The 24,472-nt window shown below is 65.7% G+C and carries 24 protein-coding genes; 13 read left to right on the top strand and 11 right to left on the bottom strand.

All coding sequences use genetic code 11. From position 1 onward, the window contains the following. Nucleotides 1-2 precede the first annotated feature (2 nt). Complete coding sequence (locus WBR68_RS13500; protein WP_230694508.1) at nt 3-701, bottom strand: glutathione S-transferase N-terminal domain-containing protein; 699 nt, start codon at nt 699-701, stop codon at nt 3-5. Between the two features lie 210 nt (nt 702-911). Between WBR68_RS13500 and WBR68_RS13495 the strand changes: the two genes are divergently transcribed. From WBR68_RS13495 to WBR68_RS13460, 8 genes are all read left to right on the top strand, one after another. Beyond that, the gene (locus WBR68_RS13495) at nt 912-2,300 is read left to right on the top strand and encodes a tetratricopeptide repeat protein (RefSeq protein WP_230694507.1); all 1,389 of its coding nucleotides are present in this window, start codon (nt 912-914) and stop codon (nt 2,298-2,300) included. Nucleotides 2,301-2,357: 57 nt separating this feature from the next. After that, entirely contained in the window at nt 2,358-2,522 is a 165-nt protein-coding gene (locus tag WBR68_RS13490; RefSeq protein WP_164741310.1) for a hypothetical protein, read from the top strand. Between the two features lie 136 nt (nt 2,523-2,658). Beyond that, nucleotides 2,659-3,879, top strand: a complete 1,221-nt coding sequence (locus WBR68_RS13485) for a CaiB/BaiF CoA transferase family protein (protein ID WP_230694506.1) — start codon at nt 2,659-2,661, stop codon at nt 3,877-3,879. Nucleotides 3,880-3,900: 21 nt separating this feature from the next. Continuing rightward, nucleotides 3,901-4,698, top strand: a complete 798-nt coding sequence (locus WBR68_RS13480; protein WP_230694505.1) for an enoyl-CoA hydratase/isomerase family protein — start codon at nt 3,901-3,903, stop codon at nt 4,696-4,698. A gap of 9 nt (nt 4,699-4,707) precedes the next feature. Then, a complete protein-coding gene (locus WBR68_RS13475; RefSeq protein WP_230694504.1) occupies nt 4,708-5,931 on the top strand; it encodes a CaiB/BaiF CoA transferase family protein in 1,224 nt (407 codons plus the stop codon). Beyond that, nucleotides 5,928-8,279, top strand: coding sequence for an acyl-CoA dehydrogenase (locus WBR68_RS13470; RefSeq protein ID WP_230694503.1), 2,352 nt, complete (start codon nt 5,928-5,930; stop codon nt 8,277-8,279). Before WBR68_RS13475 ends, WBR68_RS13470 begins: the two co-directional genes overlap by 4 nt. A gap of 40 nt (nt 8,280-8,319) precedes the next feature. After that, complete coding sequence (locus WBR68_RS13465) at nt 8,320-9,291, top strand: Bug family tripartite tricarboxylate transporter substrate binding protein (protein WP_230694502.1); 972 nt, start codon at nt 8,320-8,322, stop codon at nt 9,289-9,291. Nucleotides 9,292-9,422: 131 nt separating this feature from the next. Next, the gene (locus tag WBR68_RS13460; RefSeq protein ID WP_230694501.1) at nt 9,423-10,385 is read left to right on the top strand and encodes a LysR family transcriptional regulator; all 963 of its coding nucleotides are present in this window, start codon (nt 9,423-9,425) and stop codon (nt 10,383-10,385) included. Between the two features lie 4 nt (nt 10,386-10,389). Here WBR68_RS13460 and WBR68_RS13455 read toward each other — a convergent pair whose 3' ends face one another. The 8 genes from WBR68_RS13455 to WBR68_RS13420 all read right to left on the bottom strand — a co-directional run bounded on the left by WBR68_RS13455 (nt 10,390) and on the right by WBR68_RS13420 (nt 16,594). After that, on the bottom strand, nt 10,390-11,256 hold the full coding sequence (locus WBR68_RS13455; protein ID WP_230694500.1) for an amidohydrolase family protein: 867 nt from the start codon (nt 11,254-11,256) through the stop codon (nt 10,390-10,392). After that, nucleotides 11,253-11,867: a carboxymuconolactone decarboxylase family protein gene (locus WBR68_RS13450; RefSeq protein WP_230694554.1), complete on the bottom strand. Its 615-nt coding sequence runs from the start codon at nt 11,865-11,867 to the stop codon at nt 11,253-11,255. Before WBR68_RS13450 ends, WBR68_RS13455 begins: the two co-directional genes overlap by 4 nt. Before the next feature lie 29 nt (nt 11,868-11,896). After that, nucleotides 11,897-12,511, bottom strand: a complete 615-nt coding sequence (locus tag WBR68_RS13445; protein WP_230694499.1) for a glutathione S-transferase N-terminal domain-containing protein — start codon at nt 12,509-12,511, stop codon at nt 11,897-11,899. A gap of 37 nt (nt 12,512-12,548) precedes the next feature. Next, nucleotides 12,549-13,193: a flavin reductase family protein gene (locus WBR68_RS13440; RefSeq protein WP_230694498.1), complete on the bottom strand. Its 645-nt coding sequence runs from the start codon at nt 13,191-13,193 to the stop codon at nt 12,549-12,551. A gap of 36 nt (nt 13,194-13,229) precedes the next feature. Then, nucleotides 13,230-14,201, bottom strand: coding sequence for a tripartite tricarboxylate transporter substrate binding protein (locus WBR68_RS13435; protein ID WP_370641222.1), 972 nt, complete (start codon nt 14,199-14,201; stop codon nt 13,230-13,232). A 1-nt stretch (nt 14,202) separates the two neighbouring features. After that, on the bottom strand, nt 14,203-15,201 hold the full coding sequence (locus tag WBR68_RS13430; RefSeq protein ID WP_230694497.1) for a Bug family tripartite tricarboxylate transporter substrate binding protein: 999 nt from the start codon (nt 15,199-15,201) through the stop codon (nt 14,203-14,205). A 132-nt stretch (nt 15,202-15,333) separates the two neighbouring features. Then, nucleotides 15,334-15,873 (bottom strand): thioredoxin family protein, encoded by a 540-nt coding sequence (locus WBR68_RS13425; protein WP_230694496.1) that lies wholly within the window; start codon nt 15,871-15,873, stop codon nt 15,334-15,336. 31 nt (nt 15,874-15,904) lie between these two features. Beyond that, the gene (locus WBR68_RS13420; protein WP_100854370.1) at nt 15,905-16,594 is read right to left on the bottom strand and encodes a cytochrome c biogenesis CcdA family protein; all 690 of its coding nucleotides are present in this window, start codon (nt 16,592-16,594) and stop codon (nt 15,905-15,907) included. Between the two features lie 175 nt (nt 16,595-16,769). Here WBR68_RS13420 and WBR68_RS13415 point away from each other — a divergent pair, with 175 nt between their 5' ends. The 3 genes from WBR68_RS13415 (at nt 16,770) to WBR68_RS13405 (ending at nt 19,071) form a co-directional block, all read left to right on the top strand. After that, on the top strand, nt 16,770-16,901 hold the full coding sequence (locus WBR68_RS13415) for a hypothetical protein (protein ID WP_255696044.1): 132 nt from the start codon (nt 16,770-16,772) through the stop codon (nt 16,899-16,901). 80 nt (nt 16,902-16,981) lie between these two features. Further along, on the top strand, nt 16,982-17,722 hold the full coding sequence (locus tag WBR68_RS13410; RefSeq protein ID WP_230694495.1) for a response regulator: 741 nt from the start codon (nt 16,982-16,984) through the stop codon (nt 17,720-17,722). Continuing rightward, on the top strand, nt 17,719-19,071 hold the full coding sequence (locus WBR68_RS13405) for an ATP-binding protein (protein ID WP_230694494.1): 1,353 nt from the start codon (nt 17,719-17,721) through the stop codon (nt 19,069-19,071). The genes WBR68_RS13410 and WBR68_RS13405 overlap by 4 nt, the downstream gene beginning before the upstream one ends. Here WBR68_RS13405 and WBR68_RS13400 read toward each other — a convergent pair. Both WBR68_RS13400 and WBR68_RS13395 read right to left on the bottom strand, forming a co-directional pair. Further along, a complete protein-coding gene (locus WBR68_RS13400; protein WP_230694493.1) occupies nt 19,068-19,826 on the bottom strand; it encodes a 5'-methylthioadenosine/adenosylhomocysteine nucleosidase in 759 nt (252 codons plus the stop codon). The genes WBR68_RS13405 and WBR68_RS13400 overlap by 4 nt on opposite strands. After that, nucleotides 19,823-20,734, bottom strand: a complete 912-nt coding sequence (locus tag WBR68_RS13395) for an IclR family transcriptional regulator (RefSeq protein ID WP_230694492.1) — start codon at nt 20,732-20,734, stop codon at nt 19,823-19,825. The genes WBR68_RS13400 and WBR68_RS13395 overlap by 4 nt, the downstream gene beginning before the upstream one ends. 152 nt (nt 20,735-20,886) lie before the next feature. Here WBR68_RS13395 and WBR68_RS13390 point away from each other — a divergent pair, with 152 nt between their 5' ends. Together WBR68_RS13390 and WBR68_RS13385 are read left to right on the top strand one after the other, a co-directional pair. Further along, nucleotides 20,887-21,888: a Bug family tripartite tricarboxylate transporter substrate binding protein gene (locus tag WBR68_RS13390; RefSeq protein WP_230694491.1), complete on the top strand. Its 1,002-nt coding sequence runs from the start codon at nt 20,887-20,889 to the stop codon at nt 21,886-21,888. 72 nt (nt 21,889-21,960) lie between these two features. Further along, a complete protein-coding gene (locus WBR68_RS13385; RefSeq protein WP_230694490.1) occupies nt 21,961-24,312 on the top strand; it encodes a cytochrome P450/oxidoreductase in 2,352 nt (783 codons plus the stop codon). Nucleotides 24,313-24,472 lie beyond the last annotated feature (160 nt).

The raw sequence follows: 24,472 nt of genomic DNA, 5'->3' as shown, positions 1-24,472 counted from the left end.
GCCTAGGCGGGAATGCTCAGGCCCCGCGCCACGGCCGGGCGGGCAACAAACGTTTCCAGCACGCGAGCCACGTTCTTGAACCGAGAGAACTCGACCAGGTCACCGGCGTCGTAGAAGCCCACCAGATTGCGCACCCAGGGCAGGATGGCGATGTCGGCCACGGTGTATTCGTCGCCCATGACCCAATCGCGGCCTTCCAGGCGCTGGTCCAGCACGGCCAAGAGGCGCTTGGATTCCGCCACATAGCGCTCCAGCGGGCGCTTGTCTTCGTAGTCCTTGCCGGCAAATTTATGGAAGAAGCCCAGTTGGCCAAACATCGGGCCGATGCCGCCCATCTGGAACATCACCCATTGAAGCGTCTCGTAGCGCCCCGCCGTGTCGGTCGGGATGAACTGGCCGGTCTTGCTGGCCAGGTAGATCAGGATGGCGCCGGACTCGAACAGCGCCAGCGGCTTGCCGTCCGGGCCATTCGGGTCGAGGATGGCCGGAATCTTGTTGTTCGGGCTCAGCGACAGGAATTCGGGCGAAAACTGGTCCTGCTTGTCGAAAGCGACCCGGTGGGCCTCGTAGGGCAGGCCGATTTCTTCCAGCAGAATCGACACCTTCACGCCATTGGGCGTGGGCAGCGAATACAACTGGATGCGATCGGGATGCTGGGCGGGCCACTTCTTGGTGATGGCGAATGAGTCTAGGGCGGTCATGCGGGGTTTCTCCAGGGGAGGCGGAAGTCGTGACGGGTTATTGCGCCGACAATCCTAGCGCAAATGCCCGAAACGCCGCTGAAATACCCGCTTGCCGACCCGGCCGAACAGGGCCTGTCGGCCTGGCTCCCAGCGCTGACAGAGAAATAGGGGTTCGTGACACAATTCGGCTCGCCCAAATCCATCCGCAGACGCCGCCCCGCAGCCCCCATGACATTCCCGATGCAGCACCCGTTTACCCCGCTCTTGCTGGCCGCCGCCGCGCTGCTGATGCCGTCGGGAGCCCAAGCCGACGTCGCAGCGGCGGCCAGCGCCGCCCCGCCCCCCGGTATGGCCCAGTACGGCGTGGGCCCGCATGGCCAGAGCCTGACGCTGACTTTGCTGAACAGCCGCGACAGCGCGCCCGCGCCCAACACGCCCTATCGCCTGTTCCTGACGGGCAAGCAGGAATCCATCCTCGACACGCCCACCCAGGACGGCATTCTGCACGGCACCACCGACGCCGAAGGCCGCACCGCCTGGGTCTGGACGGACAAGGCGTACCAGCCTGAAGACTTCACGCTGATCCGCCGCGTGGGCGATGGCCGCTGGGGCCATTTTTTCCAACTGCACTCCAGCGGCGACGACAAAGAACCCGTGGCGGCCTGGCCCTACATCCTGACCATGCACCAGCGCTGGGGCGAACAATGGGTAGACCTGGGCTACACCACGCGCCAAGGCGCCACGGCCTACTTCAGCCACGACGTGCCAGCCGCATCCCTTTCTCTGTCCATCGATGCGTCCGTCACTGACAACCGGGCGTGCTTTGACGAGCTGGACGCCATCAATCGCAAGTTCAGCCAGAACGATGCGGCCGGGGCGCAGCAGTTGATCCAGACCATGCAATGCGCCGACACGCCGCGCCACCGGCTGGATCTGGCTCACCTGCTGCTGATGGTCGGCCGGCAGGACGACGCGCGCCACTGGCTGATGCGGTCACGCGAATGGCGGTTTCCGGAATCGCTCACACCGATCGAAACCCCGCTGCTGCGCGACCGCCTGGCCCTGGAACGGCTGCTGGGCATGCCCGACCTGGCGCTGGCCGACGCGCAGGCGCTGCAACGCCGCCAGACCAAACCCGGCCGGCCGCCTCGGGCAAGCGACACGGACTGGCCCAACGATATTGCCTATTACCTGGCGGACTTTCCCGACTACCTGCCGCAGGCCGAAGAGGAAGTGCGCCGGTCCATCCGCCTGTGGGGCCCCAACCCCTACAACCAGGGCACGCTGGGCTGGATCCTTAGCTTGCGAGGCGACACCGAGGAAGGCCTGCGCCTGATGCGCGCGTCGTACCGCAAGATGCCGCGCAACGAGGAAATCGTGGCCGACTACGGCTTGGCGCTATGGCGCAACGGCCAGCCGGAACAGGCGGTGCGCTTATGGAACGAAGCCCAGACGCAATGCGTTTGGGGCCGCCGCCTGTACGACGCGATGCGCGAAGCGCGGTACGACCACCCCTATTTCCAGCCAGCGGATTCCGACGCGGTGCAAGCCTATCGGCAACGCTGCGATGGGCCCCGGACGAAAGGCAAGCGCTGGTCAAAGGGCGCAGATTTATAATTCTTCGCATACGTTGCGCACCACGCGCCTGCTGAGGGGCAGCCGCAGGAGACCATCATGAGATCACCATTGATTGTTTTGCTTGCCACGCTTGCCATCACCGGCCTGGTTAGCGCTTGCACCGGCAGCCCGGGCGGCCCGCCCCATCCCGGCGCCGTCAACCCCTACAGTGAAGGCGGCTTTCACGACGCGGGGCCGAACTATCCGAATACGGGTCGCTAAGACTTTACTTACCCCGCCCCGCGCCGCCGCCCTTGGCGGTGCGCGAAACGCATAACAGCTTTGTGCGCCGGGTGCATCCCGCCGCAAGCCGGAAATCCTAGACTACCTGCACACAACAGGAGTCAAGGAGAAGGCTTTGCAGCCGCTGTTATCAAACGTGAAAGTGCTGGACTTGAGCCGCATTCTGGCCGGCCCCTGGGCCAGCCAGATCCTGGCCGATCTGGGCGCGGACGTCATCAAGGTCGAGCGGCCGGGCCTGGGCGACGACACTCGTTCCTGGGGGCCTCCGTTCCTGAAGGACGAACAGGGCCAGGACACCAGCGACGGCGCCTACTTCATCGCCACCAACCGTGGCAAGCGCTCCATCACGCTGGACCTGCAGACGCCTGAAGGCCAGGCCCTGGTCAAGGACCTGTGCCGTGACGCGGACGTGGTGCTTGAGAACTACAAGGTCGGCACCCTGGCGCGCCTGGGGCTGGACTATGAATCCCTGTCCAAGATCAACCCGCGCCTGGTGTATTGCTCGGTCACCGGCTTCGGGCAGACCGGCCCGCGCGCCGCCGAGCCGGCCTACGACTTCCTGATCCAGGCCATGGGCGGCCTGATGAGCGTAACGGGCGAACGCGACGACAAACCCGGTGGCGGCCCGCAGAAAGTGGGCGTGCCCATCGTGGACCTCACCACCGGCGTGTACGCCGCGCTGGGCATCGTCGCCGCCTTGCTGCGGCGCTCGCAAACGGGCCAGGGCGAATATATCGACGTGGCCATGCTGGACGTGCAGGTCGGCCTATTGGCGAACCAGGCCATGAACTTCCTGCTGGGCAACCGCGTGCCGCGCCGCACCGGCACCGCGCACCCGAACATCCAGCCGCAGCGCACCTTCGCCTGCGCCGATGGCGACATCGTCATCGTGGTGGGCAACGACGCACAGTTCGCCACCTTGTGCCGCGTGCTGGGCAAGCCCGAACTGGCGCAAGACCCGCGCTACGTCAGCAACAGCCAGCGCGTGACCAATCAAGCCACGCTGGACCCGATCCTGGACGCCATCATCGTCGCGCAGCCTCGCGCGCACTGGCTGGCTGCCCTGAAGGAGGCCGGCGTACCGGCAGGATCCATCAACACCGTTCCCGAAGTGTTCGACGACCCCCAGGTGGCGCACCGCGCCATGCTGCGCCACCTGCCGCACCCGGCCGCCGGCACGGTGCCGCAAGTGATGAACCCCTTGCGCTTTGCCACGGCGGACCTGCGGGCGGATCGCGCCCCGCCGCTGCTTGGAGAACACACCGCCGACGTGCTGGCGGAACTGGGCGTCACCCCACAACAGATCCAGGACTTGCGCCAGCGCAAGATCATTTGAACAAGACGGAGACTCTGGACCATGACCCTGCCTGAAAACTTGACCGGCCCCTACACCGCGCTGGACGTCACGGTGAACAACGGCGTGGCCGTCATTCTGCTGGCCAACCCGCCGGTGAACGCGCTGAGCACCGAGATGATGAATGAGTTGTCCTGGGTGCTGGACCGCATTTCGGAAACCCCCGACGTGCGCGCCGTGGTGGTGTCCGGGCAAGGCAAGACGTTCTGCGCGGGCGCGGACTTGAAGAACCGCGCCACCACCATCAAGGGCCCGGGGGACCTGCCGCAACACTCGCGCCGCACCCGCGAGTGCTTTCACGCCATCCGCGAATGCGCCAAGCCGGTAATCGGCGCGATCAACGGCGCGGCGCTGGGCGCGGGCCTGGCCATCGTGGCCTCTTGCGACATCTTGCTGGCCGCGTCCACAGCGGTCGTGGGTCTGCCGGAAATCAACGTCGGCCTGCTGGGAGGCGGGCGCCATGGCATGCGCCTGTTCGGCCATTCCCGCTTGCGCAGGATGATGCTGACGGGCCTGCGCGTGGATGGCGACGAGCTTTATCGCCTGGGCATCGTTGAAGCGTCCGTGCCCGCCGATGCCTTGATGGACCGCGCCCTGGAACTGGCGCATGAACTGGCGTCCAAGAGCCCCCTGGCCACCGTGCTGGCCAAGCAGACGCTGAACGCCATCGAAGACATGAGCCTACGCGACGGCTACCGGTACGAACAGGACATGACCGCCGCCATCGCCAAGACCGAAGACGCCCAGGAAGCGCGCCGCGCCTTTCTGGAAAAGCGCGCACCCGTGTTCCAGGGCAAATAAGGAGTCGCCATGACCGGTGCATTGGAGGGCGTGAAAGTCCTGGACCTGAGCCGTGTGTTCTCCGGCCCCTGGGCGGCGCAGATGCTGGCGGACTTTGGCGCCGACGTCATCAAGGTGGAACGCCCGGGCCGGGGCGACGACGTGCGGCACCAGGGCTACCCGATGCCCGACCGCAAGGGCGAGCCCAGCGCGCAGACCTCGTCGTTCGTCGCGATGAACCGTGGCAAGAAATCCCTGACGATCGATATCTCAAAGCCTGCTGGCCAAGCCTTGGTTCATCGCTTAGCGCAAGGCGCCGACATCGTGATCGAAAATTTCAAGGCGGGTGACCTGCGCCGCTACGGCTTGGACTACGCATCGCTGTCCGCGATCAATCCCCGGCTGGTGTATTGCTCGATCACCGGCTTCGGCCAGACCGGCCCCTATAGCCACCTGCCCGGCTACGACCCCATCTTCCAGTCCATGAGCGGCTTGATGAGCGTCACCGGCGTGCCCGATGGCGAGCCGGGCGCCGGCCCCGTGAAAGCGGGCTATTCGGTGTCGGACCTGACGGCGGGCTTCTACGCCGTGGCGGCCATGCTGGCGGCGTTGCGGCATCGCGACCAGGTGTCTGGCGTGGGCCAGCATATCGACCTGGCACTGCTGGATGCGCAGATCGCCGCCATTTCACACATCGGCATGAACTACCTGGCCAGCGGCAAGCTGCCCGCGCGCATGGGGTCGGCGTCGCAGATCACCGCGCCGTTTCGCGCCTTTGCCTGCCGCGATGGCCACCTGATGGTGGCCGTGGGCAACGACTCGCAGTTTCGCAGCTTCTGCGCGGTCATCGGCCTGCCGGCCTTGGCCGATGACCCACGCTTTGTCAGCAACCCCAAGCGCGCCGCCGCGCAAGCCGACTTGTCGCGCCTGATCGAGCCGGCCATGCTGGCGCGCGGCGTCAGCGAATGGAATGACGCGCTGGCGGCCGCCAACGTGCCCTGCGGCCCAATCTACACAATGGATCAGGTATTCGAAGACCCGCAGGTGCGGCACCGCAAGGTACTGGGTAGCGTCTTGCATCCCGAGCTGGGTGACATGCCCGTCATCAACAACCCGATTCATTTTTCCGGCACACCGATCGCGCCCGGCCTGCCTCCGCCGATGTTGGGCGAACACACGGCGGCGGTGCTGCGCGGCGAACTGGGCCTGTCCGACGACGAGATCGCGCGCCTGCACGCCGAGGGCATCGTATGAGCGCCGTTGACCACGCGCTGATCGAAGAGATCCGCGACAGCGCGCGCGACTTTCTTTCGCGCCGCGATCAGCGGCAACGCAAGCGCACGGCAAGCGGGATTGACCGCGACTACTGGCGTGACATCGCAAACGTGGGTTGGCTGGGCATGAGCGTGCCCGAGTCTCTAGGCGGGCTGGGCCTGGGTTGGCACGCGATGGCGGCAGTGATGGAGGAAGCCGGACGCGCGCAATTGCCCGAGCCGCTGGTTGGGGCCGGCGTGCTTGCCGCCACGCTGCTGGCGCACATCGACGCCATGCCAGGATCGGCGCTGCGCGACACCCTGCTGCAAGACCTGTGCAGCGGTGCGCGCATCATCGGGGTGGCCTGGCAAGAAACCGAAGGCCAGTTGGAAGCCGGCGAAGCCGCGGGCGTCTTCGGCGTCAGCGTCACGGCGCGCGAAGGCAAGTACGTGCTGAACGGCGAAAAGCGCCACGTCATCCCCGGCGACGGCGTGGACGGCTGGCTGGTGACGGCGGACGGCGAACAGGGCACCGCGCTGTTCTACCTGGAAGCCGGCACGCCCGGGTTGACCGTCCAGCCGCATGCGCGCGCCGACGGCACCCCTGCGTGCCACCTGAGCATTGAAGCCGCCATCGTGCCCGCGCATGCCTTGCTTGCCCGGCAGGATGTGCTGGACGCCGTTGACGATGCGCTGGACTATGGCCGCCTGATGCAGTCAGCCGAAATGATCGGCTTGGCGCGGCAGGTGCTGGCCGACACGGTGGCCTATCTGAACACACGCCAGCAGTTCGGCAAGCCGCTGTCATCATTTCAGGCCTTGCAGCACCGCTTGGTGGACGCCGTCATGCAGGTGGAGCTGGCGGCAAATAGTTTGCAGGATGCCTTGAATACCCTTTCCGATGCGTCGGGCGCGGATACCCCCGCCACCCTGCGCAAGATCGTGGCCAGCCGCGTCAAGGCGCGTGCGGCGCGCGCCAGCCTGGAGGCATCGCGCCTGGCCATACAACTGCACGGCGCCATCGGCTACACCGAGGAATGCGACGTCAGCCTGTACTTTCGCAACGCCCTGAATTTGGCCGCCTGGCTGGGCAACGCCACGGCCCATCGGCAACGCTACGGCGCGTTGGCCGAAGACCCGTCGCCCCCTTCCGATGACGCGCCTGTGCAGGATGACGCCCAAGCGGAGTTTCCCCGCGAGGCAGACTGGAACGGCATGCCCGAGGAAGATTTCCGCGCCCTCTTGCGACGCTTCTTCCGCGCGCACTATCCCGCGCATCTGCGCCATGTGCCGTGGCGCCTGCATTGGGACGAGATCAAGGACTGGTACTACACCTTGTCGCGCCAAGGGTGGATTGCCCCGTCGTGGCCGCGCGAACACGGGGGCATGGCGCTGTCACCCGCGCGGCAGATCGCCTTCATCGAAGAGGCCGAGCGCTATGGCGTGGCGCGCGCGCCCGACCAGGGGCTGGTAATGCTGGGCCCCATCCTTATCCGTTACGGCACCGACGAACAACGGGCGCGCTTCCTGCCGGGCATTCTGTCGGGCGAAGCGGTCTGGGCGCAGGGCTATTCAGAACCCGATGCCGGGTCGGACCTGGCGGCCTTGCGCTGCGAGGCCGTGGTCGATGGCGACGACCTCCTCGTCACCGGGCAGAAAACCTGGTCCACGCTGGCGCAGGACGCCACCCATATGTTCATGCTGGTGCGCACCGACAAGACCGTCAAAAAGCAGGCGGGCATCAGCTTCCTGCTGGTTGACCTGGCCAGCCCCGGCGTCAGTCGGCGGCCAATTCGGACGCTGTCCGGCCACGAGGAATTCTGCGAAGTGTTCTTTGACCAGGTGCGCGTGCCGCGCGCCAACATGGTGGGCGAACTGAACGCCGGCTGGGGCATCGCCAAGGCGCTGCTGGGCTTTGAACGGCTGTTCTCGGGCAGCCCCAAGCATGCCAGCCATGCGCTGCAACAAATCTTCAGCGTGGCGCGGCAACGCGGCCTGCTGACCGACCCCGCGTTCACCGACCGGCTGGCCGAGCTGCGGTTGGACACCGCCGACCTGACCGCCATGTACCGCGTGTTCGCCGACATGGTGCGCGCCGGGCGGCCGCTGCCACCAGAACTTTCACTATTGAAAATCTGGGCCACCGAAACGCATGAACGGCTGGGCGCACTGCTGATCCAGATTGCCGAGGAATACGGCGGCGTGGAAATGCGGCTGGGCTATGGCCATGGCGGCGTCCACGCGCTGGCGCCCTATGTCAACGCGCTGGCCGCCACCATCTTCAGCGGCACCAACGAGATTCAACGCAATATCTACGCCAAGCAGGTCCTGGGCCTGGACGGCGCATAACAACAGCGCCCGCAGGCTTGGGCGCCATCGGAGAGAGACAATGAAAAAAGCATCCGCACTGACGGCAGCGGCGGTCTTGCTGGGCGCGGCGCTTGCGCCCGTGGCACAGGCCGCGCAACCCTGGCCCAGCCAGCCCATCCGGCTGATCGTGCCGTATCCGCCAGGCGGCTCGGTGGACAACCTGGCGCGCTTGCTAGCGCCGGCGCTGAGCCAACGGCTGGGCCAGACCATCGTCATCGAAAACAAGGCGGGCGCCAGCGGCACCATCGGCGTGGACGCCACGGTGCGGGCCACGCCGGACGGCAACACCTTCGGCTTTGGCGTGCCGGGCGCCATCACCGGCCTGCCGCACGTCATGAAGGTGCCTTACGACGTCGGCAGCATCCAGTACGTGTCGTTGGTGGCCCGCATTCCGCAGGTCATCATGGTGAACCCTTCCCTGCCCGACAAGACGCTGGCGGCCTTCGTCAGCAGCGCCAAACAGCATCCGGGCAAATACAACTACGGCTCCGCCGGCAACGTCACCACCCCACATCTGGGTGGCGAACTGCTGAAGCAGCAGACGGGCATCGACATCATGCATGTGCCCTACAAGGGCGCCGCCCCCGCCGTCACGGCCCTGCTGTCCAACGAGGTGCAGATGTTTCCGGGCGATGCGTCGGCGGCCCTGGGCTTCATCAAGGCGGGCAAGCTGCGCGCCCTGGCGGTGGCCAGCCCCCAACGTTTCGAAGGCCTGCCAGACGTGCCCACCACGCGCGAAGCGGGATTTCCCGGGGTGATCGTGGAATCCAATTACGGCATCATCGCACCCACGGGCACGCCCAAGGACATCGTGGACAAGATGGCGGACGCCATCGCCAAATCATTGGCGGACCCGGTTCTGCGGCAAAAGATGATCGACCAGGGCGCCATGCCGGCCGCCACCACGCCGGACCAGTACCGCGCGCTGATGGAATCGGAATCCAAGAAATGGGGCGACGTGATCCGGCGCGGCAAGCTGGGCGTGGAATGACGCTGGGCAAGGCATGTCGCTTGGGGCCCGACGCCCCTTGCGATGTGATGCCCCTTGCAGTGTGATCCCCCAACCTCGCGCGCTTTGCCGTACGCTTATGCGTTCCTTCCTGCGACCCTAGCCCCGCCAACATGCCCTCCGCCAAAGCCACCGGCCTGAGCCTGGACCTTACCGCCGACCTGCACAAATGGCGGGCATTCCTTGCCATTGCAGAGCTGGGCAGCATCACGCGCGCCGCGCTTTATCTAGACCAGGACCAATCGGTGCTCAGCCGCCGCATCAACGCGCTGGAACGCGAGTGCAACGCGCGGCTCTTCAACCGCACGGGGCGCGGCGTGCACTTGTCCGAGGTGGGCGAGCGCCTGTTCCCCTTGGTGCAAACCCTGCTGGGCGACGCCGAACGCCTGGAGCTGGAACTGAACGGCCAGGCCCGCGAGCCGGCCGGCGAGGTCACGCTGGGGCTGCTGCCGTCCACCGCGCATCCCCTCATCCGCCGCCTGTTCTCGCGCTTGCGCAAAAACTTTCCCAAGGTTCACCTGAAGATTCTTGAGGGCTCCAGCGGCCAGATCGAAGAGTGGTTGACGGACAGCCGCGTGGACATCGCCATCCTGTACCGGTATGGCGACAAATGCCCGCCAGGCGAGCAGGCGCTGGCCTATGTGGATTCGTATCTGGTGGGCGCCGCAGGCGATGCGCGTACGCAGTCCGGCGAGGTCACGTTCGACCAGCTCAATGGCCTGCCCTTCATTCTGCCCGGCGCGCCCAATGGCTTGCGCAACGCGCTGGACGGCCTGGCGCGGGCGCGCAAGATCACGATTGCGCCACTCATCGAAGCGGACTCGCTGCCGCTGATGAAATCGATTGTGGAACACGAACACATGTACACCGTGTTGCCCCTGCATGCCGTGTGGCAAGAAGTGCAGGAGGGCCGGCTGAGCATCGCGGCGCTGCGCGATCCCAGCATGGGCCGCATCATCTCCATGGCGTTTTCACGGTCCAAGGGACCGGGGCGCACGGTGATGGAAGTGGCGGCGCAGATCGAAGCGCTGGTGCGGGAAATTGGCGGCGAAGGGGTCTGGCACGCCAGCCCCTGAACAATCAAAAGCCGTATAGCCGTGCCGGGTTGTCCACCCACACCTTCTTGCGCAGGCTGTCATTGCCCAGCCATTCATAGGCAACGTCCACCAAGGCATCGGCTGACGGCGCCGACGCGCCCATGCGCACGAACGGCCAGTCCGAGCCCCACAGCACCTGTTCGGGGTTGGCGGCGGTGAAAGCGTCGTGGATGAAACGCGCGTTGTCATAGCCAGGCGCGGCGCCCACCCGACACAGCGTCAGCTTCATCCAGATACGGCCATCGGCCAGCAGGCTACGCAACAGTTGAAACGCCGCATCCTCGGCGCCGCGCGCCGGCACCAGGCTGCCCAGGTGGTCGATGACGATCGGCAGGTCCAGCGTGGCCAGGTCCGGCAGGTGCTGCACATAGGCATCGCATGGCGCCCACAGCTGCGCATGCAGACCGAACTGCTTCATGCGCGGCGCCAGCGCGGCGATCTGGCCAAAGCCCACGCTGCCGGGAAAGAGATTGCCCGCGGGGTCGCGCGCTTCCAGAAAGCGCAATCCGCGCACACCGCCATCCACCATGGCCTGCAACTGCGCGTCGGTGACTGACGGGTCGGCCACCGCAATGCCGCGCAAGCGGTCACGGCCTTGCGCCAAGGCATCCAGCAGCGCCGCCGGATTCACGCCATAAGGCGCGGGCTGCACCAGCACCCCGCGCGCCGCGCCCAACGTGTCCAGCATTTGCAGGTAACGCGCCACGGGCGCATCCGGCGCGGCGTAGGACGACGGATGCTGCAAGGGAAAGCGGTCATAGGGGCCGAACACGTGGCAGTGCGCGTCGCAGGCCAATGCGGGCAGCGTGTGCTTGGGCGTGACGGGCATGCGCGGCGTTTCGGTATTCATGGCTGCCCCTTTTTGGGTAACGGCGCCAAGGTGCTAAGCGCGGGCTGATCCGCTTGCCGTGGGGTATCCAGCGGCGCGGGCGCATCGTCCGGCATCGGGATCTCGTGCGCGTTCAAGGTGATGGACACCATGGTGTAGTAGCCGATCACGGCCGTCAGTTCCACCACGCCCACCGCCTGCCAGCGCGCCACTGCCTCGGCATACAGCTCGGGGGCCACCTGACCGGTTTCTTGTAGCTGCCGTGCGAATTCGTAGACCACCTCGTCGTCGCGCGATTCAAACGACGGGGTTGCGCGCGACTGGATCGCGTCCAGCACCGCATCCGCGATACCCGCCGCCCGCGCCGCCTGCGCGTGGATATGCCATTCGATCTGGCTGTTCCAGCGGCGCGCTGTCACCACAATGGCCAGTTCGCTGACGCGCGGCGGCAGGCTGGTGCCGAAACGCAGCAAGGCGCCCAGCGCCTGCCAGCGCTCAGCAAGTTCAGGGCTGTGCAGCGCCGCGCGCAAAGGGCCGACCAGACGCCCGCGCGGACCCGAGACAATTTTCTCGTACACGCGCTTCTGGTCGTCGGTCATGCTGTCGGGGGAAGGCAGCGGAATACGGCTCATCATCGTCCTTGGTTCGGGAAATGCAGCATTCAAGGCGTTTCGTCAGGCTGGCTGCGCGCCACCGACGGGCGGGCGCAAAAGCCCTGGTGCCACGCGGCAAGCTGAGGGTGCCCGGCGCGCCAGTCGATATCCGGAAAACGATAGTCCATGTACGACAGGGCGCAGCCGATGGCAATCACACCCAAGTCGAAATCGCTTGCCGCCAACGCGGGCGCTTCCGCTTCCAGCGCGGCCAGCACGGCGCGCACCTTCAGCGCGAAAGCGTCCAGCCACGCCGCCGTCTGCTTTTCCACAGGCTTGTTGCGCTCTTGCCGGAACAGCAGCAAGGCGTCCAGAAAGCCATCACCCAGCGCCTGGCGGCGTTCAGCGACCAGACGCGCGGCGGCGTTTGCTGGTAGCAAGCGGCCCCCGGCCAGCCCGTTCAAGTAGGCGCAGATTACCCGTGAGTCATACAAGGCAGTCCCGTCGTCCAGCACCAAGGTGGGCAGCTTGATCAAGGGGTTGTCCGCCACCAGATCCAGATTGGGCTTGTCCATCGCGACCGGAGTACGAACCAGTGCGACCTGGCCTTCGATGCCGGTTTCATACAGAACAATCATCACCTTGCGCACAAATGGCGATCTGGGCGACCAATGCAACTTCATCGTCTAGCTCCTTGTTCGTTAAGCGCCGCGACGCTGCTCAATGGCCTTGGGGCGGGCGCACGGACGGGTCGTTGGCCGCGTCTGGCGTCAGCATCTGAAACAGGTCGGTCGTGTGCGCGTACCAGCCCGCGCCATGCATGCGCCCCAGCAGTCCCAGCGCGGGGGTATCCACGTGAAAGCGCTCGCGGTTCAACAGCGCATCGTCGCGCAAGTACATGCCCATCACGCGCGCCAGCACGATCACGCGCTGCGGCGCGGCCTCGATCACCTGCCACACCTTGCATTCCAACGCCGCCGGACTTTGCGCGATGCGCGGCGGCGCCACGATCCGCGACGGCTCGGTGGAGAGCCCCGCGCGCACCAGTTCATTGACGCTGGCGTCGTAATCCAGGCTGGTTCGATTCATCTGTTGGGCCAGTTCGGCCGACACCAGATTGATCACGAATTCGCCCGTGTCCAGAATGTTGCGCGACGTGTCCTTCAACTGTCCGCCGCGCGGGCCGATGCCCAGCGCCACGATGGGCGGGTCGCTGCTGACCACGTTAAAAAATGAGAAGGGCGCGGCGTTCAGCTCACCGCGCGCCGATTGGCTGACCACCCAGGCTATCGGGCGCGGCACGACCACGCTGGACAGCAACTTGAAGGCGTCGGCCGACGCCAGTTGGCTGAAATCAAAATTCATGGCGGCATCGGCTGGCGTGGAGTGCGGATGGTTGCGTCATTTTGCCAGCAGCCCCAGCGAGCTCAACAGCCGCTGCATGTCGGCACGATCGCGGCGGACGTAGGCGTCGGCTTCGGCCGGTGTCAGCGACATCAGCTCGATTGCCTGCTCTTGCATGACGCGGCGGTAGTCCGGATCGTCGTTCACGGATCGCACGGCGCTGCTCAAGCGCTGCACGATGTCGGGCGGCGTGCCGGCGGGCGCGGCCAGGCTGTACCAGGTTGCCGCCTGCGCGCCGGGCACGCCCGCTTCGGCCAAGGTAGGCACTTCCGGCAATAGCGCCGAGCGCTTGTCGGCCGCATAGGCCAGGGCAATCAAGCGCCCCTGGCGGATGAACGGCAAGCTGGCCGACAGGTTCAGCATGGCCAGATCGGTCTGCCCGCCCACCACGTCATTGATGGCGGGCGACGCGCCGGCGTAAGGGATGTGGTTCAACTGCACATGCGCCGCCTGCTGAAAGAGTTCAGCGCCCAGATGCGTGGCGCCCCCCACCCCCGCCGAGCCATAGCTGAGCTTGCCGGGTCCGGCCTTGGCGCGCGCCAGCAGCGTCGCCACGTCGCGGATGCCGCGCGATGGGTTCACGACCAGCATGATGGGTTGCACCGCAACCACCGAGCAAAAGGCAAAACCGTCCACGCCGTCGTAAGGGGTCTTTTGCATCAGCGGCGTGACGACGTGACCGGCAGAGGTGCCCAGCAGCAAGGTGTAGCCGTCGGGCTTGGCCCGCGCCACAAAACCCGTGCCGATGGACGCGCCGCCGCCCGGCTTGTTTTCAACCACCACCGGCTGGCCCAGCCGTTTTTCCAGCGCGCGGCCCAGGCTGCGCGCCACGACATCGGCGGGACCGCCCGCCGCGTAGGGGTTGATCAGCGTCAGCGGGCACTCGGGGTACGCGGCCTGGGCGGCGGGCATCGCCACGGCGGCCATCACGCTTGCGGCTATCAGCAGGGATCGGATCATGGATGTCATGTCAGTCTGCCCGGGCGCCGGACTGCTTGATCACCTGCGCCCACTTCACCGTGTCGGTCTTGATCTGGGCCGCGAAGGCTTCGGGCGTGCTGTGCGTGGTCTGGATGCCATAACCCGCCATCCGCTCGACCATCTGCGGCGACTGCATCACCGCGCCGATGTCCTGGTTCAGCTTGTCGATCACCGCGCGGGGCGTTCCCGCCGGTGCCAGCACGCCAGACCACAAGCTGACCTCATACGCTGAAAAGCCCGACGCTTCCGAAATCGATGGCACATCGGGCAGCACCGGCAGACGCTTGCGGCTGGTCACGCCCAGCGCGCGCACCTTGCCCTGCTTCACTTGTTCGATGAAATTGGAGGATGTGTCGATCATCATCGAAATCCGCCCCGCCAGAAAATCGTTGATGGCGCCGGCGGTGCCCTTGTACGGGATATGGCGGATATCCACCCCTGCCGTCGACTTGAACATTTCACCCGCGAGATGGCTGGTGGTGCCATTGCCCGACGAGCTGAACGTCAGTTCACCCGGCCGCTGCCTGGCCAGCGCCGCCAGTTCCTCCACCGAATTCACGTTCAATTCCGGGTTCACCACCAGCAGGTTCGACGTCAGGTTGGTCAGCGTGATCGGCGCGAAGCTCTTTTGCGGGTCATAGCGCAGTTTGGCGTACAGCGACGGGTTGATGGTCAGCACGCCCATCGTCGAGTACAGCAAGGTATAGCCGTCGGGCGCGGCGCTGGCCACGGCCTCCGCGCCGATCGACCCGCCTGCTCCGCCCCGGTTTTCCACCACGACAGCCTGGCCAAGCTTGTCGCCCAACCCTTGCGCCAGCGCGCGGGCCATCAGGTCCGTTGCGCCCCCGGCGGGAAACGGCACCACCAGCCGGATGGGATGGTCGGGATAGGTGGCCGCCACGGCGGGTGCCGTCATGCCCACGGCGCACGCCATCGTTGCGCCCCCCAACCACAGGCTGACCGACGTCAGCGCGCTTGCGATCTTCATGCTGTCTCCAAACCTTGGGTTTTTGTGTTTGGAGCATGGTATGCGGCGCGCCGGGGTGGCGCTATGCGCGGTATCGCATATCTGCTTTGCGCCGCGCCATACCGACAGCGCCCCCGCTTGCCGCCCCCCTCATCAACCCGGCTGCGCCAACAAGCGCTGAATCTCGGCCTCCGTCTCCGCATACTTGCCCTCGCCAAAATGGCGGTAGACGATCTGGCCTTGCTTGTCGATCAGGTAGAAGGCCGGCCAGTACTGGTTGCGGTAGGCGTCCCAGGTGGCATAGCGATTGTCTTGCGCCACCGGATACGTGATGCCAAAGCGTTCCAGCGCCTTTTGCACATTGGGCGTGGACCGTTCAAACGGGAACTCCGGCGTATGCACGCCCACCACCTCCAGCCCCTGGCTCTTGTACTTCTGATACCAGCTTGTCACGTAGGGCAAGGTGCGCACGCAATTGATGCAGGTGTAGGTCCAGAAATCCACCAGCACCACTTTGCCGCGCAGCGACGCCAGCGTCAGCGGGTCGCTGTTGAGCCAGTGCTCGATGCCGGTGAATTCCGGCGCGGGGGTGGGTGTAGAGGCGCCCGCCTGCGCGGTAAGCGGCATCACCGAGGCAGCCAAAGACGTGGCCAGCAACGCGCCCAGCGCGATTTTCTTGAAGGTGGCAAACATGGTCGTACTCCTTGAATGCGGGTAAGGGAGTTCAGTTGAAAAGGTTGCTGATCCAGGCGTAGGCCAGGATGTCGTACTGGAAATAAATGGCGGCGGCGGTCAGGATCAGCAGCACGCCAAAGCCTTGCTGCAAGCGCTGCGTGTAGCGCGACAAGCCACGCACCCTTGCCGCGATGGCCTGGCCGCCGTAGGCGATCACCAGCATCGGAATGCCCGCGCCGATGGCGAACATCAACAACAAGGTGCTGGATTGCGTCAGGTTCTGCGCCTTGGCGGCCAGCACCAGAATCGACGCCAGCACCGGGCCGGCGCAGGGCGTCCACACCGCCCCCAACGACAGCCCCAGCACAAAGCCGCCCGCGTTGCCGCTGCCAGAGCCGCCCGCGTTGAACGCCAACTGCTGCAAGGGGCCGCCGATGCGGGCGATCAGGCGGTCGTAAGGTTGCGGCCAGATGCGCACCAGGCCGAACAGCGCCAGCAGCGCGATCGACGTGGACCGCACGGCTTCGTGCACCGATGCATTCAAGGTGGACAACAGGCTGAGTGCGATACCCAGGCCGGCAAACGCCAGCACAAAGCCGGACACCACGAACAAGGGACGCCAGCGGTCCGGGCGTTCCAGCGAGGTGCCCAGCAGCACCGGCAGCAAGGGCAGCACGCAGGGCGAGGCAATGGTCAGCATGCCGGCCAGCAAAGCGATGGGGGTGTTGATCAGGTCCATGGGGCAAGTCCTTTGGAAAGAGGCCCCATTGCACCCGCGCCGCGTATCCGGCTTGTGCCGGTTTTGCGTGTTTTTTCCTGGCTTATGTATCTGCCGCCGGGGCGTACACAGTACGACACACTTGCGGCGGCGGCCGGCGCTATAACCCGTTCATGCCCTGCCCCCGGAGACCCTTATGAAGCGCATCCTGGCCGTACTGTTGTTGATGTTCGGCGGTTTCAGCACCGAAGCCGCCAAGCCGTTTCAATGCCAGCTCATCACGAACACCCGACCGCGCCGTGATCCGCTGCCGACGGATGACCGCTAGCGCCGCCGCCTTGGATAAAATCCGCCTACCCGCGCGTGTGCTTCCGCGCGTTGCCGCCCCCACCCTTTAGGCCACCGCAGATGGATCAGATTGATCACGTAATGATCGTCGACGACGATCGTGAAATACGCGAGCTTGCCGGCAACTTCCTGAAGAAGAACGGCCTGACCGTTACGCTGGCGGCCGATGGCCGGCAGATGCGTTCGCTGCTGGAAAACCTGTCCGTGGACCTGATCGTGCTGGACATCATGATGCCGGGCGACGACGGTCTGGTGCTGTGCCGCGAACTGCGCAGCGGCAAGCATCGCCGCATTCCGATCCTGCTGCTGACCGCCCGCAGCGACGACATGGACCGCGTGCTGGGCCTGGAAATGGGCGCCGACGATTATCTGGTCAAGCCCTTTGTGGCGCGCGAGCTGCTGGCCCGCATCAAGACGATACTGCGGCGCACGCGCATGCTGCCGCCCAATTTTCAGGTGACGGAACCGGGCCGCGAGATCGCCTTTGGCGACTGGCGGCTGGACACCACCGCGCGTCACTTGCTGGATGAGAGCGGCACGGTGGTGTCGCTAAGCGGCGCCGAGTACCGGCTGCTGCGCGTGTTCCTGGACCACCCGCAGCGCGTGCTGAACCGCGATCAACTGCTGAACCTGACCCAAGGCCGCGACGCCGATTTCTTTGGCCGCTCGATCGACCTGCTGGTCAGCCGCCTGCGTCAGCGCCTGCGCGAAGATGCGCGCGAACCCCGCTACATCAAGACCGTGCGCAGCGAAGGCTATGTGTTCGCGGCGGCGGTCGACGTGTCGGAAGCCAACCAGTGAACCGCGCCGCCCGCCCGCGTTCCGCCTGGCCCGGCACCCTGGTCGCCCGGTTGTTCCTGATTTTTCTGATCGGCCTGGTGCTGGCGTATGGCTTGTCGTTCGCCTCGCTGTTCTACGAACGCTACAACACCACCAAGAGCATGATGCTGGGCGACCTGGAGCGCGACGTCGCCATTGCCATGGACGTGCTGGACCGTCTGCCCGCCGATGAGCGCGAGGCCTGGCTGCCGCGCCTGTCCAGCGGTAACCGACAGTACCTGTTGAGCGACGGCCAGGCCGATCAACCGTTGCGGCTGGACGTCGCGCGCAATGCCGCCAGCGCCATCGAAGCGGCGCTGGGCACCGCGCGCCCGCTGACCATACGCGCCATGGCGAACGACCCCCGGCACATCCAGGCGCGCGTCGTGCTGTCCGACGGGCAACCCGTGGTCCTGGATATCCACCTGTCGTCGATGCGCCCCGAGCCATGGCTGCTGGTGGTGCTGGCAGTGCAGTTGCTGCTGCTGATCGTTTGCGCATGGCTGGCGGTGCGTCTTGCCGTGCGGCCGTTGACGCGCCTGGCCCATGCCGCCGAGACGCTGGACCCGAACACCAAGAGCCCGCTGTTGGAAGAAGACGGCCCCGCCGAAGTGGCGCACGCCGCCACCGCGTTCAACGCCATGCAAGCCCGCATCGCCGCCCACGTAGCCGAGCGCATGCAGATACTGGGCGCCATCTCGCACGATCTGCAAACGCCCATCACCCGCATGAAACTGCGCACCGAGTTCATGGACGCATCAGACGACCGCGACAAGCTGGCGCAGGACCTGCACGAAGTGGAACGGCTGGTGCGCGAAGGTATCGACTACGCACGCAGCGCGCACGGCAAGGTCGAAACGCCTGCGCGCGTGGACCTGCATGCGTTTCTGGAAAGCCTGGTCTATGACTATCAAGACACGGGCAATCTCGTCAGCTTAAGCGGTGACCACGCCAGGCCGCTGATGACGCGCCCGCACGCGCTGCGGCGGATTTTGGGCAACCTGATCGACAACGCGCTGAAGTTCGCGGGCGCGGCTGAAGTGGACGTGGCGGTGCATGGCGACACGGCGGTATCGATCTTTGTGCAGGATCGCGGCCCCGGCATTCCCGAACACGAACGGGCCGCCGTGCTGCAACCCTTCTATCGCCTGGAAAGTTCGCGCAACCGCGATACCGGTGGCACGGGCCTGGGCCTGGCCATCGCGCAGCAGTTGGCGGACGTGGTGGGCGGCACGCTGACGTTAGGCGCGCGGGAAGGCGGGGGGCTGTCGGTGGAGCTGCGCTTGAACGTGGCCCGCCAGGAATCCACGCCGCTTGGTCGATTGCCCTAGCCGTCCAACAAGGCGCCCGACTTCAGCAGCGGCGCCAGTATGCCAGCGGAATAGACGCGCGCGACGTTTTCCAGGAACGCGGTGAAGTCTGTCTTGGCGGCATGGTCGGCGCGGTCGGATATCACGCGCATCACCGCGAAGGGCACGCCGAATTCATAGCAGACTTGAGCCATCGCCGCGCCTTCCATTTCCACGCACAAGGCATCTGGCAAGCGCTTGCGCAGCACTTGAGCCTCGTCGTTGTGACTGACGAAGCGGTCACCGGTTGCGATCAGACCATGGTGGACGGTGGGCGTGGCCTGCGTGGCGGCTCCCTGGCTCGCGTGGGTAAACGCCTGGGTGAAGGTCACCGCGCTGTCACGCAGCAGTGTGCTCAGGCCGGCGTCCGCGTCAAAACACACGCGCCCCAACAAGGGAACCTCGTGTTGATCAAACAGCGGACGCGCGTCCATATCGTGCTGCATCAAGGTGCTGGCCACGACCACGTCGCCCACGTCCACGTCCGCATGCAGCCCGCCCGCCAAGCCAGTGAAGATGACGCGCGACACGTTGAATTCCCGAATGACAATCGATGCCGTGGCGGATGCCGCCACCTTGCCGATGCGGCTTAACGCGATCACGCAGGGCGTGCCCCACAAAGTGCCCACATGAAAGTCGCGCATGGCGATTCGGTGGATGGTGGCGCCGGGTTCCATCGCGGCCAACAGGTCGGCGATTTCTTCGTGCAAGGCGCCCAGGATGGCGAGACGTTTCATGCGCCCTCCTCTACGTACCCCAGCGCCGCGCTGGCCGCCGCCGCTTCTTTTTTCACCGCCGCCACGATCTTGCCGTTCGCCGACACATCGAAGCCGCCCGTCGCGCCCAGCGCCGTCAGCACCGCGCAGGGGCGGCCGGTGTGGTCATACAAGGGCGCCGACACTGCGCTGATGCCGCGCAGGTTGGTGTCTTTCACGGTGGCGCACCCGGCAGCGCGCACCTGGCGCCGCAGTCCGCCGATGGGATCGTCGCGCTCCAACAAGGCACGCAGGTCATCAGGCGACTCGGCCAGCTCGGCCAGCGCCATCTGCTGAATCGGCGCTTCGTCCAAGGCCCCCAGAAACGCGCGGCCCGTGGCGGACCACAGCATCGACAACACCGAGCCCACGCGCACATTCACGGTGACGGGAAGCGCCGGTTCCTCGAAGCGAACAATCGTCGGCCCCTTGTTGCCCATGACGGCAATAAAACATGTGACGGCCAGGCTCTCGCGCAGGCGGATCAGCACGGGTTCGCTGATGCGCAAAGGGTCCGCCTGGCGCATGGCGGCCACGCCGACCATCAGCGCTTCCAGGCCCAGGTGGTACTGCTGGGTAGCCACTTCCTGGTCCACCAGCCCCTCGGCGATCAAGCTCATCAGATAGCGGTGCACCTTGGCGGGGCTTTCGTCCACATGCGCGGCCAGCGCGGTCAGGCTGGCGCGCCCACCTAAGCGGGCCAAGCCTTTCAGCACCACCATGCCGGTTTCTGCGGCCTGCACCCGTTGGCGGCGTTCGCGCGGGCGGTCAGCGGAGTCCAGTTCGGGGGTCGGGACGGTCGCTGTCGTGGACGCTTTGGTGGACGCGGCAGTGGCCCCTTTATTGGGCGACTTCGTGGACGTCTTGGTCGACGGCTTGGGGGGACTCATAGCGGATGCACTTCCTGCAAATAGGGTGCGCGGACGACGACGCGCCGCGAAATCGGCTCCAAGGTTAACCCCTCTTGAAAAATTACGCATTGCGTATATGATTTACGCAAAAGAAGGGATGCCATCAGGTCATCCCAAAATGGAGACAGCCGATGCGCACCCTGAATCGCCCCCTGAAACGCACTTTCCTGGCCGGCCTGCTGGCCCTGCCCGTGCTGGCCTGTGCCAACGCTTTTGCCCAACAGGCGCCCGCCAACTACCCATCCAAGCCCGTGCGCTGGGTGGTGCCCTATGCGGCAGGCGGCGGGTCCGACTTTCTGGCGCGCAGCATCGGCCAGGGCTTGTCGGGTCGCCTGGGCCAACCGGTTGTGATCGAGAACAAGCCGGGCGGCAACACCGCCATCGCGGCATCCGAAACCGCGCGCTCGCCGGCTGACGGCTACACCATGCTGTCCGCCGACAACGGCACGCTGGTGTTCAACCCGGCGCTGTACAAGAAGCTGTCGTATGACCCCGTCAAGGACCTGGCGCCCGTCACGCTGATGGGCCGCTTTCCGATGATTCTGGTGGTTGGCCCGTCCATGAAGGTCAACACCGTGCAGGAATTCCTGGCCGAGGCCAAGTCGCGCAAGGAAGGCCTGGACTACGGTTCCGCCGGCGCGGGCAGCCCGCACCACCTGGCCATGGAACTGCTGAAAGTGGAAACCGGACTGACCATGACCCACGTGCCGTATCGCGGCGCATCGCCCGCGTTGGCGGACGTGGCGGGCGGCCAGATCCCCGCCATGATGGTCGACCTGGCCGCAGGCGCCGGCTTCATCAACGGCGGCAAGGTTCGCGCGCTGGCCGTCGCCAACCCGACCCGCCTGCCGCAACTGCCCGACGTGCCCACCTTCGCCGAGGTCGGCCTGAAAAACGTCGAAGCGTCCGCGCAAGTGGGCGTGGTGGTGCCGGCTGGCACGCCGCCCGCCGTCATCGACGCGCTGAACAAGCAGGTGGTGGCCACCATCAACGACCCGGCCACGCGCAAGCGCCTGGTGGACTTCGGCATCGAGCCGGTCGGCAACACGCCCGCTGAATACGCCGAGATGCTCAAGGGCGAACGCGCCCGCTGGCAAAAGCTGATCACTGATCTGAAGATTACGCTGGACTAAGCGCTGCCATCAGCACCCGCGGCCTGCCGCTCACGCGGCAGGCCGATGCATCACGAATACACGGAAAGCATCATGAGCCAATCGCCCTCTTCCTCGCGCCCGTCGGGCTGTCCCATCGATCACGCGGCGCTTGCCGCGATGCAAAGCCCCACCGGCTGCCCCGTCAGCGCCCGCGCGGCCGAGTTCGACCCCTTTGGCGATGGCTACCAGCAAGACCCGCCTGAGTACGTGCGCTGGGCGCGCGAACAAGAACCCGTGTTCTACAGCCCCAAGCTGGGCTACTGGGTGGTCACGCGCTACGAAGACATCAAGGCGATTTTTCGCGACAACATCACCTTCAGCCCCTCCATTGCGCTGGAAAAAATCACCCCCACCGGCCCCGAGGCCAACGCCGTGCTGGAGTCGTACGGCTACGCCATGAACCGCACGCTGGTCAACGAAGACGAACCCGCCCACATGCCGCGCCGCCGCGTGCTGATGGACCCGTTCACGCCCGAAGAACTCAAGCACCACGAGCCCATGGTGCGCCGCCTGACCCGCGAATACGTCGACCGCTTCGTCAACGACGGTCGCGCCGATCTCGTCGACCAGATGCTGTGGGAAGTGCCGCTGACGGTTGCGCTGCATTTCCTGGGCGTGCCCGAAGAAGACATGGACCTGCTGCGCCAATACTCCATCGCGCACACCGTCAACACCTGGGGCCGCCCCAAGCCCGAAGAACAAGTGGCCGTGGCGCATGCCGTCGGCAACTTCTGGCAGTTGGCCGGCAAGATCCTGGACAAGATGCGTCAGGACCCGTCCGGCCCCGGCTGGATGCAGTACGGCTTGCGCAAGCAGCAGACGCATCCCGACGTCGTCACCGATTCCTACCTGCATTCCATGATGATGGCCGGCATCGTCGCCGCCCACGAAACCACCGCCAACGCGTCCGCCAACGCCATCAAGCTGCTGCTGCAACACCCCGACGCCTGGCGCGAAATCTGCGAAGACCCCGACCTGATTCCCAACGCCGTCGAAGAATGCCTGCGCCATAACGGCTCGGTTGCGGCGTGGCGCCGCCTGGCCACGCGCGACGTCGAGATCGCCGGTGTACCGATCCCGGCAGGCTCCAAGCTGCTGATCGTCACATCGTCCGCCAACCACGACGAAGGCCAGTTCAACGACGCCGACCTCTTCGACATCCGCCGCGAAAACGCCAGCGACCAGCTCACCTTCGGCTACGGCTCGCACCAATGCATGGGCAAGAACCTGGCCCGCATGGAAATGCAGATCTTCCTGGAAGAACTCACGCGCCGCCTGCCGCATATGAAGCTGTCGGAGCAGTCGTTTACCTATGTGCCCAATACCTCGTTTCGTGGGCCGGAGCACCTGTGGGTGGAGTGGGACCCGAAGCAGAACCCGGAACTCGCGTCGCCGACATTGCTGAATGATCAGCACCCCGTGCGTATCGGCGAGCCCTCGTCGCACGCCATCACCCGGCCCGTCGTCGTGCAAAGCGCGGTCGAGGCCGCTGACGGCATCCTGCGCCTGCGTTTGGTGTCGCCCGATGGCAAGCCGCTGCCGCGCTGGACGCCGGGCTCGCACATCGACGTGGAATGCGGCGACACGGGCTTGTCGCGCCAATACTCCTTGTGCGGTGATCCTTCGGAAGCCGGTGTATTTGAAATTGCCGTGTTGAAGGAAACAGAAGGCCGGGGCGGTTCCGCGTGGATGCACGCGAACGCGGTGGTCGGCGCACGCTTGCGCATCCGTGGGCCGCGCAATCACTTCCGCATGAATGAAGCGGCCGACAAGCTGATCTTGATTGCCGGGGGCATCGGCATCACCCCCATCAGCGCCATGGCGCGACGCGCCAAGGAACTGGGCCTGGATTACCAAATGCATTACAGCGGCCGCTCGCGCGCGTGCATGGCGATGCTGGACGAGCTTGCCGCGCTGCACGGCGACCGCCTGCAAGTTCACGTCAAAGACGAAGGCACGCGTGCGGATTACGCGGCGCTGCTGTCTCAGCCGGACGCCGGCACGCAGATTTATGCCTGTGGTCCGCAAGGCTTGCTGGATGCGCTGGCGGCCTGTTGCGCGGCGTGGCCCGAAGATGCGCTGCGCGTGGAACATTTCCATTCCACCTTGGGCACGCTGGACCCGTCCAAGGAACAGCCGTTTGAAGTCGTGCTGAAGGACTCGGGCATCGTCATCAACGTGCCCGCGGATCAGACCTTGTTGACCGCGCTGCGCGGCGCCAATATCGACGTGCAAAGCGACTGCGAGGAAGGCCTCTGCGGATCGTGCGAGGTGCGCGTGCTGGAGGGGCAGATCGACCATCGGGACGTCGTGCTGACGCGCGCGGAACGCGACGCGAACAACAAGATGATGGCGTGCTGCTCGCGCTCGTGCGGGGGTGGGAAGGTGGTGTTGGAGTTGTGACGATCAACTGATCGCTTCCGCTACCAACCGCTTCTACGTGGATACCATCCTTTAGGAATCGGATTGCTACCCATTATCTAGTTCGACCATCCCGCCTTCGGGATTCGCCTGCGCCGTCACCTCGGCGCAGGCTTTTTTATGCCTTGTCGGCTAGTAAAAA

This window comes from Achromobacter sp. JD-1, from assembly GCF_038594925.1.
Taxonomy (GTDB): Bacteria; Pseudomonadota; Gammaproteobacteria; order Burkholderiales; family Burkholderiaceae_B; genus Achromobacter; species Achromobacter spanius_C.
The sequence above is the reverse complement of the archived record's forward strand: the minus strand, read 5'-3'. Positions and strand labels throughout refer to the sequence as shown.